The organism is Butyrivibrio fibrisolvens, assembly GCF_037113525.1.
Lineage (GTDB): Bacteria > Bacillota > Clostridia > Lachnospirales > Lachnospiraceae > Butyrivibrio > Butyrivibrio fibrisolvens.
This window is the reverse complement of record NZ_CP146963.1, coordinates 4145591-4162714: the sequence shown is the minus strand read 5'-3', so window position 1 is coordinate 4162714 and position 17124 is coordinate 4145591. Positions and strand designations below refer to the sequence as shown.

At 33.7% G+C, this 17124-nt stretch carries 16 protein-coding genes; all 16 read left to right on the top strand.

Going from position 1 to position 17124, the window contains the following annotated elements; genetic code table 11:
• The first annotated feature begins 62 nt into the window (after positions 1–62).
• Complete coding sequence (locus WAA20_RS17725; RefSeq protein WP_073390081.1) at positions 63–1136, top strand: polysaccharide biosynthesis protein; 1074 nt, start codon at positions 63–65, stop codon at positions 1134–1136.
• Positions 1137–1139: 3 nt separating this feature from the next.
• Positions 1140–2417 (top strand): NAD-dependent epimerase/dehydratase family protein, encoded by a 1278-nt coding sequence (locus WAA20_RS17720; RefSeq protein WP_073390079.1) that lies wholly within the window; start codon positions 1140–1142, stop codon positions 2415–2417.
• Positions 2418–2452: 35 nt separating this feature from the next.
• On the top strand, positions 2453–3631 hold the full coding sequence (gene wecB, locus WAA20_RS17715; RefSeq protein WP_073390077.1) for a non-hydrolyzing UDP-N-acetylglucosamine 2-epimerase: 1179 nt from the start codon (positions 2453–2455) through the stop codon (positions 3629–3631).
• A gap of 79 nt (positions 3632–3710) precedes the next feature.
• Positions 3711–4958: a glycosyltransferase family 4 protein gene (locus WAA20_RS17710; protein ID WP_073390076.1), complete on the top strand. Its 1248-nt coding sequence runs from the start codon at positions 3711–3713 to the stop codon at positions 4956–4958.
• Between the two features lie 80 nt (positions 4959–5038).
• Entirely contained in the window at positions 5039–6307 is a 1269-nt protein-coding gene (locus tag WAA20_RS17705) for a hypothetical protein (RefSeq protein ID WP_073390075.1), read from the top strand.
• Between the two features lie 235 nt (positions 6308–6542).
• Entirely contained in the window at positions 6543–6722 is a 180-nt protein-coding gene (locus tag WAA20_RS17700; RefSeq protein ID WP_073390073.1) for a hypothetical protein, read from the top strand.
• Positions 6723–6751: 29 nt separating this feature from the next.
• A complete protein-coding gene (locus WAA20_RS17695) occupies positions 6752–6982 on the top strand; it encodes a hypothetical protein (protein WP_139263863.1) in 231 nt (76 codons plus the stop codon).
• A gap of 492 nt (positions 6983–7474) precedes the next feature.
• Positions 7475–8860 (top strand): MBOAT family O-acyltransferase, encoded by a 1386-nt coding sequence (locus WAA20_RS17690; protein ID WP_338801691.1) that lies wholly within the window; start codon positions 7475–7477, stop codon positions 8858–8860.
• An 8-nt stretch (positions 8861–8868) separates the two neighbouring features.
• Positions 8869–10464 carry a hypothetical protein gene (locus WAA20_RS17685; RefSeq protein ID WP_073390069.1) on the top strand — a complete coding sequence of 532 codons (1596 nt, stop codon included), beginning with the start codon at positions 8869–8871 and terminating at the stop codon, positions 10462–10464.
• 259 nt (positions 10465–10723) lie between these two features.
• The gene (locus WAA20_RS17680; protein WP_073390067.1) at positions 10724–11146 is read left to right on the top strand and encodes an FdtA/QdtA family cupin domain-containing protein; all 423 of its coding nucleotides are present in this window, start codon (positions 10724–10726) and stop codon (positions 11144–11146) included.
• 274 nt (positions 11147–11420) lie between these two features.
• The gene (locus WAA20_RS17675; RefSeq protein WP_073390066.1) at positions 11421–12437 is read left to right on the top strand and encodes a hypothetical protein; all 1017 of its coding nucleotides are present in this window, start codon (positions 11421–11423) and stop codon (positions 12435–12437) included.
• 16 nt (positions 12438–12453) lie between these two features.
• The gene (locus WAA20_RS17670) at positions 12454–13551 is read left to right on the top strand and encodes a glycosyltransferase family 4 protein (protein WP_073390064.1); all 1098 of its coding nucleotides are present in this window, start codon (positions 12454–12456) and stop codon (positions 13549–13551) included.
• On the top strand, positions 13548–14531 hold the full coding sequence (locus tag WAA20_RS17665) for a glycosyltransferase (RefSeq protein ID WP_073390063.1): 984 nt from the start codon (positions 13548–13550) through the stop codon (positions 14529–14531). The genes WAA20_RS17670 and WAA20_RS17665 overlap by 4 nt, the downstream gene beginning before the upstream one ends.
• A complete protein-coding gene (locus WAA20_RS17660; protein WP_073390062.1) occupies positions 14528–15691 on the top strand; it encodes a glycosyltransferase in 1164 nt (387 codons plus the stop codon). The genes WAA20_RS17665 and WAA20_RS17660 overlap by 4 nt, the downstream gene beginning before the upstream one ends.
• An 8-nt stretch (positions 15692–15699) precedes the next feature.
• Positions 15700–16494, top strand: a complete 795-nt coding sequence (locus tag WAA20_RS17655) for a hypothetical protein (RefSeq protein WP_338801686.1) — start codon at positions 15700–15702, stop codon at positions 16492–16494.
• A complete protein-coding gene (locus WAA20_RS17650; RefSeq protein WP_338801684.1) occupies positions 16491–16994 on the top strand; it encodes a glycosyltransferase family 4 protein in 504 nt (167 codons plus the stop codon). Before WAA20_RS17655 ends, WAA20_RS17650 begins: the two co-directional genes overlap by 4 nt.
• The last annotated feature ends 130 nt before the right edge of the window (positions 16995–17124 follow it).

The following is a 17124-nucleotide window of genomic DNA, read 5'->3' as shown; positions in this document are numbered from 1 at the left end:
GCGATAAAGCAATGCATTTTAGCATATTGAAATAAAAGACAATGATCAAGGAGATACTATAAATGGGATCAACTTCAATAAAAGAATCGTTTAAAGATAAAACACTAGTAATAACAGGGGGAACAGGATCATTTGGATCAACGGTTTTGAAGCACTTCCTGACTTCAGATATCTCAGAGATACGTATCATCTCCCGTGATGAGAAGAAACAGGACATGATGCGTCATATCCTTCAGGCACGCTATCCTGAGCAGTTCTCAAAGGTACAGTTTTACATCGGAGATGTTAGAAATCTTGAATCAGTTCGCGATGTTATGTACGGAGCTAATTACGTATTCCATGCAGCTGCCCTTAAGGAAGTACCATCCTGTGAATTCTTCCCAATGGAAGCTGTAAGAACAAATATAATTGGTACAGATAACGTAATAACTGCAGCAGTTGAGAATCATGTTGAGAAAGTTGTATTTCTGAGTACAGATAAGGCTGCTTATCCTATTAATTCAATGGGTATGTCCAAGGCGCTAGGTGAAAAAGTAGTACAGGCAAGAGCTCAGAAAGCGTTTGAAAGATCAGGAACAGTTCTTTCCTGCACCAGATACGGCAATGTTATGTGTAGCCGTGGTTCTGTTATTCCGCTTTTTATTGATCAGATTAAGGCTGGTCATCCGATTACTATTACAGACCCAAATATGACAAGATTTCTTATGAATCTTGATGAGGCAGTAGATCTTGTTGCATTTGCATTTGAACATGCTGAACCAGGAGACCTCTTTATTCAGAAAGCAGATGCCAGCACAATCGGAGACCTTGCAAAGGGTGTTATGAAAGTATTTGGCGAAACTGACGTTAAGATAATCGGTACAAGGCATGGAGAGAAGCTCTTTGAGACTCTGATGACAAGAGAAGAAAGACTCCGTGCTACTGATATGGGTGACTATTTCAGAATAGCTCCGGATGGAAGAAGTCTTAATTATGACCAGTTCTATGTTGAAGGTCATGTTATGACTCAGAGTGATGAGGCGTATACTAGTCACAACACAAGAATACTTGATGTTGATGGCGTTGTTAAGAAGATCACAGCAACAGATTACGTCAAAGAAGAGCTTGAAGGACGCCCACACACGGTGGAGGCATAAGACATGAGAATATTGGTGACAGGATCCAATGGATTTGTCGGTCGTAATCTTGTTTGGAATCTCAAAAATCTCAGGGACGGACGTAACAATACAAGACCTAATCTGACTATTACAGAGATATACGGATATGATATAGGGACTAGTGATGATATACTTGAGAATGCATGCGAGAGAGCAGACTTCGTCTTTAACCTTGCAGGAGTGAACAGACCTAAGGACAATGCTGAATTTATGGCTGGTAACTTTGGTTTTGCTTCAAAACTACTTGATACGCTCAAGAAGTACAATAATACCTGTCCTGTTATGTTATCAAGCTCAATACAGGCATCGCTAGTGGGAAGGTTTGAAGGCTCTGAGTATGGTAAGAGTAAGCTTGCAGGCGAAGAGCTGTTTATGGATTATCAGAAGAAAACTGGAAGTAAGGTACTTGTCTATAGATTCCCTAACCTTTTTGGAAAGTGGTGTAAGCCCAATTATAACTCTGCTGTAGCAACTTTCTGCAACGCTGTTGCTAATGACCTTGAGTACAAGGTTAATGACAGAGCTACTGAATTAGAGCTTCTGTATATTGATGATCTTATAGAAGAGATGCTTGACGCATTAGAAGGCAAGGAACATAGGTGCGAATATGAGGTGGCCGGTGGCAGCATAGATCCTACTCCTAAGGAAGATGGCAGATACTGCTACGTACCAACAACACATAAGGCAACTCTTGGGGAAATTGTTGATCTTCTTAATTCATTTAAGGAGATGCCAAGCACACTTGTTATGCCATCGATACCAGAAGGATCATTTGCCAAGAAGCTGTACAGCACATACCTGTCATATCTTCCGGCTGAGAAGATGTGTTACGACTTTAAGTCTAACATTGATCACAGAGGCACTTTTACAGAACTTATCAGAACTTTAGATCATGGGCAGGTAAGTATCAATGTTGCAAAGCCTGGAATAACCAGAGGACAGCACTGGCATAATAGCAAATGGGAGATATTCATAGTAGTATCAGGACATGGGCTTATTCAGCAAAGGCGTATTGGAATAGATCCGGAGACTTGTAAGGGATATCCAGTGATTGAATTTGAGGTTACTGGAGAGCAGATGAAAGCTATCCAGATGATTCCGGGATATACTCACAATATCATCAATCTATCTAAAACTCAGGATCTTGTTACAGTGATGTGGGCAAATGAGAGCTTTGATCAGAACCACCCTGATACATTTTATGAGATAGTTGACAGAGATGGTGATGAGAAGATCAACGCAGAAAAAGGTAATGTATAAGATAATAACTTATAAGAAAGCATAGTGAGAATAATATGAGTTCATTCAGCTGGAAAAATAATGGAAAGATTAAACTGGCCATAATAGTTGGAACAAGACCTGAGATCATCAGACTTGCAGCAGTTATTAATAAATGTCGCAAGTATTTTGATACACTTCTTGTTCATACAGGCCAGAACTATGATTATAACTTAAATGGTGTATTCTTCAAGGATTTAGGCCTTGCTGATCCGGAAGTATATCTTGAGGCTGTAGGTAATGACTTGGGTGAGACTATGGGCAATATAATAGCCAAGTCATATCAGTTTTTCGTAGAAGCTCAGCCTGATGCTGTACTTGTACTGGGAGATACTAATTCCTGCCTTTCAGTTATAGGTGCTAAGAGACTTCATATTCCGATTTTCCATATGGAAGCTGGTAACAGATGCAAGGACGAGTGTCTTCCTGAAGAGACTAACAGAAGGATAGTGGATATTATATCTGATGTGAATCTGGCATATTCAGAGCATGCTAGAAGATATCTGGCAGATTGTGGTCTCCCTAAGGAGAGGACATATGTTACAGGCAGCCCCATGGCTGAAGTTCTGTCAGAAAACCTTGATAAGATAAAGGCATCTGACATTCATTCAAGACTAGGTCTTGAAAAAGGTAGATATATCCTTCTTTCTGCGCATAGGGAAGAAAATATTGATACTGAGAAGAACTTCCTGAGTTTGTTTAATGCTATCAATTCTATAGCAGCTAAATATGATATGCCAATCCTCTACTCATGCCACCCAAGGTCCAAAAAGCGCCTTGATCAGATGAAGACAGATGGTAAGTTTGAACTCAATTCTCGCGTAATCCAGCATGAACCTCTTGGCTTCCATGATTATAACTGCCTTCAAATGAATGCATTTGCAGTTGTTTCAGATTCAGGTACACTTCCTGAAGAGTCATCTTTCTATACATCAATAGGCCATCCTATTCCTGCTGTATGTATCAGGACATCTACAGAAAGACCAGAAGCGCTTGATAAAGGATGCTTCATTATCTCCGGAATAGATGAAGATGGACTTAAGCAGTCAGTTGATCTTGCTGTAGAGATGGTAAGAAATGGTGATAACGGAATTCCTGTTCCGGATTATACTGATATCAATGTTAGTAGTAAAGTTGTAAAAATCATTCAGTCGTACGTTGGAATCGTTAACAAAATGGTATGGCGTAAAGAATAAAAGAGTAGTTAATATTATAGAGCAATGATAGCGGTGTTATACACATCGCTGTTTTTGCGTATAAGGGAAGAGATTATCTATGAAGAAAATTCTGGTTATATGTCAGTACTTTTATCCGGAACAGTTTCGAATAAATGATATATGCATGGAGTGGGTTAATCGAGGATATGATGTAACAGTACTTACAGGTATCCCTAATTATCCACAGGGAAAGTTCTATAAAGGTTATGGATTATTTAAAAAGAGAAGAGAAGTCTGGAATGGCGTTAAAATAATAAGAATTCCCTTGATACCAAGGGGACATACACCAATAGGTCTTGTACTTAATTACTTCTCGTTCCCTGTTTCAGGTTTCTTTTGGAACCTGTTTACAAAAGTTAAAGCAGACTATGTTTTTATGTTTGAAACATCACCAATGACCCAGTGTAAGATCGGTGTACGATATGCAAAGAAACACAAGGTACCGCTTTATTTATATGTTCAGGATCTCTGGCCTGAAAATGTTGAGATAGTTACAGGAATTCATAGTCCACTTGTAATAAAACCAATAGATAGAATGGTTGATAAGATCTATAAAGCATGCGATCAGATATTCGTAACAAGTCCAAGCTTTGTAAAGGCTGTAGTAAATCGTAGGGTAACTGTTGACCCTAATAAGGTGCATTACTGGCCCCAGTACGCAGAAGAGTTCTATGAGCCTCTTACGAAGGATGAGGGCCTTGAGAGGTACTGTAAACATGAATGCGATGAGAGCATACAGGAACAGATACGAAAACTGTATGATGATAAATCCTTTAAGATCGCATTTACCGGTAATATCGGCTATGCTCAGGGACTTGATGTGTTGCCTAAAACAGCAAAGCTGTTAGGTGATAGTAATGTCAGATTCGTTATAATAGGAGACGGTCGATATAAGAGCAGACTTCTTGAAGAAATAGATATATGCGGTGTGTCGGATAAATTTATCATGATAGATAGACAACCGGCGCAGAGAATACCGGAAATATTGGCACTGTGCGATGCTGCATTTATCTCATTTATGGATACGGAACTATTCACATGGACGATACCGGCAAAGCTTCAGTCATACATGGCATGCGGTATGCCTATAATTGCTGCTGCCAAGGGCGAAACAGAAAGAGTTATTAAAGAGGCAGATTGCGGTATTTGTACAGGAATAGGCGATGCTGATGAGCTTGCAAAAGCTATCAAGCAGAGAGATGTGACTGCTTTTAAGCATACATATGGTGTAAATGCAAGGGAGTATTTTGAAAAGCATTTTGATAAGAAGATGTTGATGGATGAAATTGATACACATTTTGTATGATAAAATGTGGCTCTTCAGGGGTGATGGTGGGTAAAAAATCCACATAACCTGCTTTTTATATGAACGAGGGATGCTAAGACATGGAGAAAGAAAAAAGAGTTGAGTCAATTTTAGATTTCGTAAAACTGCCTATAACAATAGATTCTGATGATGATTACAAAAAAGTATTACAAGAAAAACTTGAGTTGTATATTAATTGGATTAGTGTTTTTATCAATGATTCGAATTATTACATTTCCAGAGCTACAGATGATGATAAAATAAAGCTGATTAATAGAATAAAATATGATTGTATAGCAATAAAAAAATGTGTTAACGATTATTACGTTGGAAAGGTTGGGTCAGCTTCACAAAGAATTAGAAGTTTACTTGAAAAGATAATAAAAGAGGATACTAATAAGTTTGTAGTCGCACCAATAGATAGTAGTTATAGTACAAGACTATCATCATGTTTCGCAGGAATAGAAAACGAAAATATATATCAATTATTAAAAAAACAAAGAGAAGAACAATTGTGTTTTTATAGGGCGAGAACGGATTTTTTTGACAATCCTAAAGAAATGTATCATATTCCCCTAAATAAGAGAGATTTAGTTGGTACTGAGAGATTTAGTATTCCAGGAGTACCATGTTTATATTTAGGAACTTCTGCTTTTGACGTTTGGCTAGAGTTGGATAGACCACCATACTGCAAATTTAATGTGTCTGCGATTAGATTAAATGAGGAAGGAAAGAAACTTTCTATATTAAACCTTGCATGCAATCCATATATATTATTTGGGATTTCAAGCATAGGAAATGATGATTCTGGAAAAAATATTGGAAAAATAAATAATCTAACTAGAATTATATTGAGACTTTATCCATTAGTAATTGCTACTTCTATTAGAAATAAAGGCTCGGCAGGGAAATTCAGATCCGAATATATAGTTTCACAGCTCTTGATGATGAATCTTCAATCGCTTGGATGTGATGGAATATCATACATTTCTAAAAGAATTGGGGAAAACGAGGAGTATGCATTTCCCCAGATGGTTAATATTGCACTACCAGTTTACAAAGCATCGGAAATTGCTAGAGAGTATGGAGAAATTTGTGAGAAAATTGAAATAACTAAGCCTTTAAACTATGAAGAGTTCATGTCATTAGAATTAGATGCACTAGAAAGAAATGTGAAAAATAGCTATTATGCAAAGGTGTTCAATGTGTCAATGATGCAAAATCCATCAACTAATATTGTGAGCTGTGGAAGGACAGTAAATTATGGTAAAACTAAGTTTTTTAGATTTGAAAATAGTCTATGTGGTCAAAAGTTTTACAGAATGAATGAGGTGATGGGTGAAAAATAGACGTTTGAAAAAGAAATTGTGTCAAGCCAGAGTAGATTACTGTATTAGAGGATTGTACTAACTTTTTGGCGTTTTTTATGTATATATCAATTTGTTGATGAAGAATACTTAAATGATGAAAATGATAACGAGGAAGTGTTTTCTAATATTTCTATTCAGAGTTTATAAGTGTGGTATTGCTATAGGAAGGATCTGATTTTTAGTACATACGAAGTAATGCTCAGAGGAGAATATAATGAGTCCAGAAGAATACAGTGAGCATGAAACTATCAAAAGAATGCTCAAGCAAATAATAGATAATAACTGTCAGTTAACTGAAGAACAAAAGTTTATAGCTAAGCAAAATGTTGATATAGCGTCGCAGCAAGCTGATTGGCTTATTGAAATTCTTCGGGCATGTGGGTACTTGAAATGAGTAAAAGAGTATTATTAATTAATTCTGTCTTGGGTTTTGGTTCCACCGGCAACATCGTCCTTGACCTAGCAAAAGAATACGAGCAGAACGGATATAAAGCAAAAGTTGCATACGGCAGAACCTTCAAAGTTTCCGAAGACAAGAATGCAGATATGTATAAATATGGCGTGCGTATCGGAAACGATATAGACGTCAAATTTCACGTTCTCCATACAAGGCTTACAGATAAGCACGCACGGTCTTACATCCACCAAAGGTAAGCGTCAAATAACCTGCCTATGATTTAATCTGCTTCTATGGTTTACTTTAAAAAACCGAAAAAACTAACTAGTTTTTTTAAGGAGGCCGGGAATGGATCAAATCATAGGCGGGTTATTTGACGCTTGCCAATGTTATGTTTTCCCATTGGCTGAAAAGTTATCTAAAATACTATGATGTTCCTGAGTAAAAGCAATGGAAACAGGCTTCGAAAATGTTACAGAGATGACTTGAAATATTAAAATCCAGTGAAAAGGTAAATTCCACCACTTTTTTATTCTTTGTTTGTTAGTAATTGTTTTAGCTTCCAATTTGACGATAGGCGGTATGAAAATCATAAAACATGCATAAATAACATCATTTATGATATGATTAAATACAGTGTCCTATTGAATATTATATTTTGGATAAAAGCTGGGATGGTGTAATATATGCAGTTTAATAGCTATGAGTTCATATTGTATTTCTTACCGATTACAGTATTGTTCTATTTCTTGGCTAACAAAATTAAGCCAGTTATAGGAAAGTTGGTAATAATTCTTGCTAGCATTATTTTCTATTCAATGGGCAGAACTAACATGCTCATTTACTTAGGAATAAGCATGTTGATTAATTATGGATCTGCTTTAGCTGTTAGAAAGTTCAAAATAAAAAATAAGGTATTTATGGCTTTGCCTATTATTGTAAATGTGGGCTTGCTGTTATATTTCAAGTATTTGAATTTTGCTATCACAAATATAAATACTTTTTTTGGCAAAGAACTAGAGCTTCAGGAGATAGTCCTGCCACTTGGAATATCGTTTTATACATTCCAGCAGATTGCCTATATTGTTGCAACTGAGCGTGGAGACCTTGAAAACAATAATATAATTGATTATTTGGCATACATATTGTATTTTCCTAAACTAGTCATGGGTCCGATTATTGATCCAGTAGATTATATTTCGCAGCTTAATCAAGATGCTAGAAAAAAAGCTGATATAACCAATATAACAACAGGTATCAAGATTTTTAGCTTGGGTCTTATAAAAAAAGTACTTTTGGCAGATACTTTTGCCAAAGCAGTTTCATGGGCATATACAAATATTGATGCGACAACAGCAATGGATTGTATTTTGCTGATATTGTTCTACACCTTTGAAATATACTTTGATTTCAGTGGCTATAGTGATATGGCAGTAGGTGTATCATCAATGCTTAACATTGATTTGCCTATGAACTTTGATTCTCCATATAAAGCGATTTCTATCAGGGATTTTTGGAAAAGATGGCATATATCTTTAACGAAGTTTTTGACAAAGTATATCTATATTCCACTTGGAGGATCACGCAAAGGCGTAATATTTACCTATGTAAATACTCTTATAGTTTTCTTGGCGAGTGGATTATGGCATGGTGCGAACTGGACATTCATTTTATGGGGCTTGATCCACGGTCTGATCAGTTGCATTGACAGGCTGTTTGAGAAAACTGAAGAAAAAGTATTCTTGCCGGTTAGGTGGTTATGCACTTTTGGAGTTGTTAGTGTTTTATGGCTTCTTTTTAGTGCTCAGACCGTAGAACAGTGGAAAACAATTCTGCTTAAGATTCTGTTCATGCAAAGTACAGTAGTAAGTGATGGGATGATTGCTTCGTTTAACTTGGTTGAAAACCAGTTCATTTATAACATGCTAGGTTTGAATTTCTTGCCTGCAAATGTTCGCGGTTTTAATATGCTGATATTTATTCTGGTGGCATGTTTTGTATGCTTTGTTCCTGAAAACAATTTTAAGAAAAAGGATAGTTTAAGTATTGGCTCATTACTTCTTACCTCATTTTCATTTATATGGGGGATCATATGTTTGGGAGAAGAGTCAACTTTCGTATATTTTGGATTTTAGGGGAAACTATGAAGGCAAAGATTTGGTTAATAAGCTGGTTGGTTATAGTTGTATCAGCATTAAGTATTTTTGGATTTTATGTATATAAGATAGACCCATTTTTTCACTATCATAAACCAGACTTAGATGAATATTATTATATATTAGATAATCAGAGAAGTCAGAACGATGGAATTACTAAGCATTTCAATTATGATGCAATTATAACAGGGACTTCTATGACAGAAAACTTTAGAAAAACAGAAGTAGATGAGATATTTGGATGTGATGCAATAAAAGTCCCTTTTTCGGGAGGAAGATATAAAGAAGTAAATGACAATGTAGAGCGTGGGCTGAAAGCGAATGATAATATAAGATTAGTTATAAGATGCTTAGATACATTGGAAGGATACACGATAAACGATGATACTTATATGCGTGAAGATTTAGGCATGTATCCAACGTATCTATATGATGATAATCCATTTAATGATGTTCAATATATCTGGAATAGAGATATTATCTTCGGAAGAGTATATCAAATGACTATAGATAATGACAAAGAAGATTTTATATCAGGTATTAGATCTTTTGATGAATATTCGAGATGGCAAAGTCTTTATACATTTGGAATCAATACTGTGGTTCCAAACGGGATAACTGACATCGTTCCTGAAAATGAAATTCATTTAACAGAAGATGAAAAGATTATAATTAAGAAAAATATTGAAGAAAATGTTATAGCAGTTGCTGATAATAATCCTAATGTTGATTTTTATTATTTCTTTCCTCCATATAGTATCAAATCATGGAGTAATTGGAAAAACGAGGGGGTTTTATACAAAAATTTAGAAATAGAGGCATATATGATGGAATTAATTGTTCCTCATAGAAATATCCATTTGTATTCATTTAATAATCGAACAGATATAATAATGGATTTGAATAATTACAAAGATGATTGGCATTATGCATGCTGGGTAAACTCATTAATGCTTAAGTGGATGCATGATGGACAGTATCAGTTGACGGAAGATAATTATAAAGATTACCTCAAACAAGAATACGATTTCTATACTACATTTGATTATGCTAGTGTAAATGACCAGGAAGATTATGAAGCGGATTTTTATGCAGCTGCGTTGTTAAATAAAGAACTTACAGGTGTAGATCCAATAGATGTTTTAAATGATGATCAGGTGCATGTTTCTATTAACGGAGCAGAAGTATATAAAGACAATGATGGAAGGTATGCATATGTAAGTTGCCATGGAACATTGGCTAGAGATTATAATACAGAACCTTTGGCTGATTATATCAGAGACAAGGGATTTATAGGAATTAAATTTGATGTAAATTTAAATGATGGCTATAACTATCTTTCCTTTTATGGACAGAAAATTATGGATCAAGGAAGACTTACTGCTTATGTCTATGATGAAAATGGGATTGTGGTAAGAGAGATTGAAGTTAACTATTCTGATTTGGATAATGAAGTTCATCAGTATGTAATTGATTTGTCTACCATAAGTGGAAAGGTTACAGTTGTTTTGAACGGAGCTTTTGTTGATTACACGGGTAATCCAGATTCCCAATATCAATTTAGCAATATTTATATTTTTTGAATCTGATAATCGTAGTTATTTTAAATATAGAAAAAATATAGATCATATGCCACTTTAAGTAATACTAATTAGAAATAATAGATTGATTGTTTTTAAACTTATATAAATCTTCACTTAAACTTAAGAAAACTCAAAAATCATTTGCACTTTTGTATGGGATTGCGTACAAATAACAAACTAATAAGAGCAGAAAAGATATTGGCTTATGTGTGGACCAATGTCAGAGAGAATTTACTCAAGTTAAAGATAAGGAATAAAAATGGAAAAACAAACGAATTACAAAGTATTAAGTTTTAAAGAATATGGTGATGAACGAGGTAACCTTGTCGTAGCGGAAGGGTCAGGTCTTGACGTGCCATTTGACATAAAAAGAGTTTTTTATATGTATGGTTCTGATTCTGATATTATTCGAGGTAATCATGCCAATAGATATACACATTTTGTATTAATCAATGTATGTGGAAGTAGTAAAGTTTTAGTCGATGATGGAAATAATAAAGAAGTGATAATTCTTGATAAACCTCGAATGGGGCTTTATCTTGGCCCAATGGTTTGGAAAGAAATGTATGATTTTTCTCCAGATTCAGTACTTCTTGTTTTGGCTAGTGAACATTATATTGAAGGTGAGTATATTCGTGATTATAGTCTTTTCATAAAGGAGATAGACTCCAAGAAAGATTAACATTAAATGGCTAGTACTTATAAAATTCAAATAATATGTTAATGGGTTCGCTATTGTGTCAACGTGGTTTACATTGATAAAGTGATTTTTACAAATATACTATAGAAAGGAAAGCTAATAATTAGCATATTATAAAAAGGTTTTCAAATATTTGAAGCGTTAATCCTATTAGGATTATTAAAGGTATTTAAGTATTACAATGGTTTGATTTATTATGGTTGAGTACTAAGATCTTTGTAAATATAAGAACGGGAAGAGAGAATAGAGATTTATTATGACTTTTTGTACATTATTTGATTCTTATTATTTAGATAAAGGAATAGCTTTGTATAGATCCTTGGAGAGAGTTGCTGGGGATCAATTTAAACTGTATATTTTTTGCTTTGATGAAAAGTCTTATGAAGTCTTAATGACTATGCAACTAAGTCAAGCTATACTGATTAAATCTAGTGTATTTGATAATGAAAAAATGCTCGCTCTAAAAAAAGAAAGGTCTAAAGCAGAGTATTGCTGGACATGTACACCACAGACTATAGAGTATGTTCTTGATCATTATGATGAGGAGAATGTTACATATATTGATGCGGATTTATATTTCTTCAGTAATCCTAAAACATTATTTGATGAGATAAAAGATGCTAATGCCAATATAGTAATAACAGAACATAGATTTGCTAATAATTTTAGTGGAAGAAGAATGCTTAAAAGAAGTGGAAAGTATTGTGTAGAATTCAATTATTTTGATCAAAGCGATAATGCTAGGGAGTGTCTAGAATGGTGGAAAGAAAAATGTATTGATTGGTGCTATCATATTTACGAACCAGAACGCATGGGAGATCAAAAGTATCTTGAAATGTTTCCTAAATTATTCAAAGGCGTTCATGAATTACAACATGTTGGGGGCGGAGTAGCTCCGTGGAATTTAGGACAATATACTTTGTTGAGCGCAATGAACGATACAATTGTGTTATCAAACAAAAAGCAAAATATAAAGTTTAACTTGATTTTTTATCACTTTCAGAACATCAGATATATTGGTACAGGTTACGTAAATATTTATTCAGGAACGAAAGACCGATGTATAAAAAATACAATATATATCCCATATCTAGAGACTATTGAGGAGATAAGAAGTGAATTAAGAAAATACGGTATTACTTTCGATGTTAAAAAATCATATTCTAGCAACAAAGTACTAGCATTTTTACAAAAAAATGTTTTGAGATATAAAATCAAATCTTTAACTGATATATATAATTTGAAGAAATTGTCTTATAGCGACAATGGATGAAAGAGGATCATAATTAGTGAAGGTTTTATATATTACAAATGTTCCGGCTCCTTATACAGTCGATTTTTTTAGTCAATTAGGACAAAGAATAGATTTAACTGTAATTTATGAGAGGAAGACGGCATCTGATAGGAATTGTAATTGGAATTCAAATGCATTTGTTAGCTACAAGGAATTCTATTTGAAAGGAATTAATTTTGGTCACGAGCAGAGAGTATCATTGGAAATAATTAAATATTTGAAAGATAGTTATGATGTTGTTGTAGTGGGAAATTATTCTTCCCCAACAGGAATGTTGGCAATAATATATCTTAGGCTAAAAAATAAAAAATACATACTACATGCAGATGGCGGGATAATAAAACAAGATAGTAGAGTGAAATATAATTTAAAAAAATGGCTTGTTTCTGGTGCGAATAATTGGTTTTCCAGCGGGAAGTATTGCACAAAATACCTTACACATTATGGCGCTGATTATAATAAATGCTATGAGTATTGCTTGGCTTCAATTCATGATAATGATATAGCCCATGAACCATCAAGTGAGAAAGAAAAAAACGATTTACGGACAGAACTTGGACTTGGTTTATCAAAAGAAGATTTCATTTTTTTGGCTGTTGGATCAAATATACATAGAAAAGGGTATGATATTTTGGATGAGGCATTGGAAATAGTAAAACAGAAATGTGATAGAAGTATATCTGTGATTGCTATTGGAGATGGATATAAAAACGAATATCACAATATTACATTTGTCCCATTTAAGGAATTTGAAGTTATTAAGAGATATATGAGATGTTCAGATGCATTTATTCATCCAACGAGAGAGGATATTTGGGGACTTGTTATAGCAGAAGCGATGTCTCAAGGATTGATAGTTATAACTACAGATAATTGCATGGCGGGACTTGAGCTTGTTAACCGAGAAACAGGGATTGTCGTTCCAGTGCAAAATTCGGAAGCATTGGCACTAGCTATGATATCAATTATGAACTTATCAAAGATTCAGTTTGATGAAATGCAAAAGCGTTGTATTCAGATAGCATCTAATTATACTATCGAGAAGATGGTCGAACGATACTATAAGATTTTATGTGAGGTTATTGAAATATGAATCAAAAAGACTGTCTGATCAGTATATGTATAGCTGCTTATAATGTAGAAAGATATATTGAGGATTGTGTAAAATCCGTTTTAGGGCAAACCTATAGTAATATTGAGATTTTGATTATTGATGATGGATCAAAAGATAATACAGGTATAATAATAGATAATTACATAGGCGTAGATGATCGAATTAGAGTAATACATAAAGAAAATGGTGGATTAGGCTCTGTCAGAAACATCAGTATAAGCGAGTCAAAAGGCGAGTATTTATTAATGATAGACGGCGATGATTACTTGACACCTGAGATGGTAGAAATAATGTATAAAGCCATATTAAAAAATACTGCAGACATATGTATTTGTGACTATTTTATAGATGAGATAAAACAGAGTTGCAGTTTTCATAAAGAAAAAGTACTATTAAAAGATGAATTTATGCCTTTGATATTAACGGATGATATTCAATCCGTTGCTTGGAACAAGCTTATTAGAAGAGAATGCTTAGATAATGTGTTATTTCCTAGTACAATAGTTCAAGATATTGCAGTAATGCATAAAGTATTTAATAATGCCAATCGTATAGTGTTACTTAGTGACAAATTGTATGTTTATAGAGATTCATTGTTCATTAATCCCAACAATATTACGAATGGTTCGGCATCTCGCTTTGAATCTAGCTATTACAGGGCATTATATTTTGATGATAGGTTAATCTATGCTAGTGAGCAATATAAGAGTTGTACAAGTGTTTTGACAAACAAAGTAGCGGGATTCTTATGTGCTGCATATTTGAAAGCCGTTCATGAGAAAAATCATTACATTGAAAGAGAAGAGATAAAGTTAAGATTGAAGGAATTATTAGACAGAAGAGATGCAGGCTTTCATCTATCAATTAAAAATAAAGTTGTTGTGTTTATAATCTTGTATGTAAGTTTGCTTGTTCCAATAACTTCCAGTTTATATATGAAAAAGCGATATAAGATATGAAAAAAATAATATATTTATCTAATGGCTTAAGCAAGGAAAAATATAATGAGATTTATGAGAAATATGGAGAGTATCCAAAGCAACAGATGCAACAGTATAATCTATCATTAACCAAGGGTTTTGGTGCTAACGATGGATATTTGGTAGAGGCGCTTAGTGTATATCCAAGTAATTCAAATAGCTTAAGTAAACTAGTAACACTAGCATCAGATGAAAAAAAGAGCTATGCGCATTATTATTATGCTCCTTATTCTTCCAATAGAGTGCTTAGACAAATTTTGATATTTATATATATATTCTTTTTTATCCTATTTAAATCTAGTGGTGAAACAATTATTATCTCAGATGCACTCAATATTGTCTCAAATCTTGCATTAATTATTGCGTCTAAAGCAAGGAAGAAAAAAAGTATAGGAATTCTTACAGATTTGCCAGAATTTATGGGATTGAAAGGTGCTACGTTAGGTTTATTACATAAAATAGTAGCATCTTTTGATGCATATGTTTTTTTATCTGAGCCTATGAATAAAAAAATTAATTTTCATAATAAACCTTACGTGGTAGTTGAAGGCCAGATAGAAGAATGTGGAATATTAGGGAAAGATTCGTTAATTAATGAAGATAATAAGAAGAGAAATATTGTATATGCAGGTAGTTTGACTATAAGTAATGGAGTGGCAAGGTTTATAGAAGCATTTGAAAAATGTAATCTTACTAATGTTGAGTTACATCTTTATGGGAAAGGTGAATTGGTAAGTACAATCGATTTTAGCAAATCTAAGAACATTGTATATAAAGGACAGGTTCCGAGCAGTGAGTTGAAGACTATTTTAAAAAAAGCAACTTTATTGGTTAATCCAAGACCTACTGATCAAGAATTTGTACAATATTCATTTCCATCTAAGCAAATGGAATACATGGCTTCAGGAACACCGGTGTTAACAACGCATATTCCTAGCATGCCTGATGAATACTTAGATTATGTGCTAGTTATCAAGGATGAATCTATAGATGGAATGACACGTAGTATTATTGAAGCTATGAAGATGACTGATGAGCAATTACTAATTTTAGGCCAAAAAGCTAGAGAATTTGTATATAAAAATAAAATAGGAAGAGTTCAGGCAAGAAAAATTTTAGATATGTCTGATCGAATATAGGTGTAAAAGTGAAAGTATTATGGTTATGCAATCTAATCCTTCCTCAAGTTAGGAATATACTTGGGCTAAATAAGACAAATGGTGGGGGATGGCTCCGAGATATTTATGAAAAGGCTATTGATTCATCAAAAATTGAGATTGCTACTTGTGCACCTATGGATGATATCGACTATAAAAAAAGCAAAGATATAGTTAAGGCTGAGTATAGAAAAAGTAAGTTTTGGGGTTTTTACAAAAACAATACCCGTTATGAGAATTATGATTTATACGTTGAAATGCAATTAAAGAAGATAGTTGCTGAATATACGCCAGATATAGTACATATATGGGGGACAGAATATTCTCATTCTTTAGCAATGATAAAAGCTATTGATGACTCTGGTAAAATAGTAATACATATTCAAGGCTTAATTTCGAGATGTGCAGATGCATATTTGGATGGAATTCCGGATTGGGTGGTAAATAGATTAACAATAAGAGATTTTTTGAAAAGAGACGGTTTGTTAAGACAGCAAGAAAAATTTTATAAAAGAGGCAAATTGGAAATCGAGGCTATTAGAAAATGCTCTTATGTTATGGGAAGGACTGATTGGGATAAAAATGAGACTTTGAAAATAAATCCAAGCATAGAATATTTTAAATGCAATGAAAATATTAGAAGTGAGTTTTTACTATGTGATAAATGGGATATTAATTCTATTGAATCAAATTCTATTTTTATGAGCCAGGGCTATTATCCAATAAAAGGTTTTCATGTGATGATAGAAGCTCTAAATATATTGAAAAAAAGAATTATGAAGTGAAACTGTATCTTGCAGGATTTAATCCATACAATTTGGACTGTTTTCGAAAAAAAATATTTGTTAGTAGTTATATAAAGCATTGTGTTGATTTGATAAATAAATATCAATTACAGGACAATGTTGTTTTTTTGGGTGAGTTAGACGCCGATGAGATGGCGTATTATTTAAGAAAATCAAATATTTATGTTATGCCATCTACTATTGAAAATTCACCTAATTCAATGATGGAAGCTATGATTGTTGGAACACCTTGCATCGTATCTAGGGTAGGTGGGATTCCTACAATTGGTAAGGAAAATGAAGACTGCTTGATGTTTGAAAATTGCAATTATAATGAGCTTGCCGAAAAGATTGAAAATGTATTGCTAGATCAAAGCTTGGCTCAAAGATTGTCTTCTAGAGCTATAAAAAATATGGAGAATGTACAGAACATAGATGATAACTTCCAGACATTATTATCAGTTTATGAGCATGTTTATAATGAATATGTAACTAGATAAGTTGCTATGTATGTTATAAATGTTTAGAAAGAGAAAAGAAAAATTATGTTTGGGGTTATGGGACTAATGAGTTGTTTTTTATGTAGCTATATTTGCTGGTGAGAGTGAACTTAATTATCATATGGGTAAA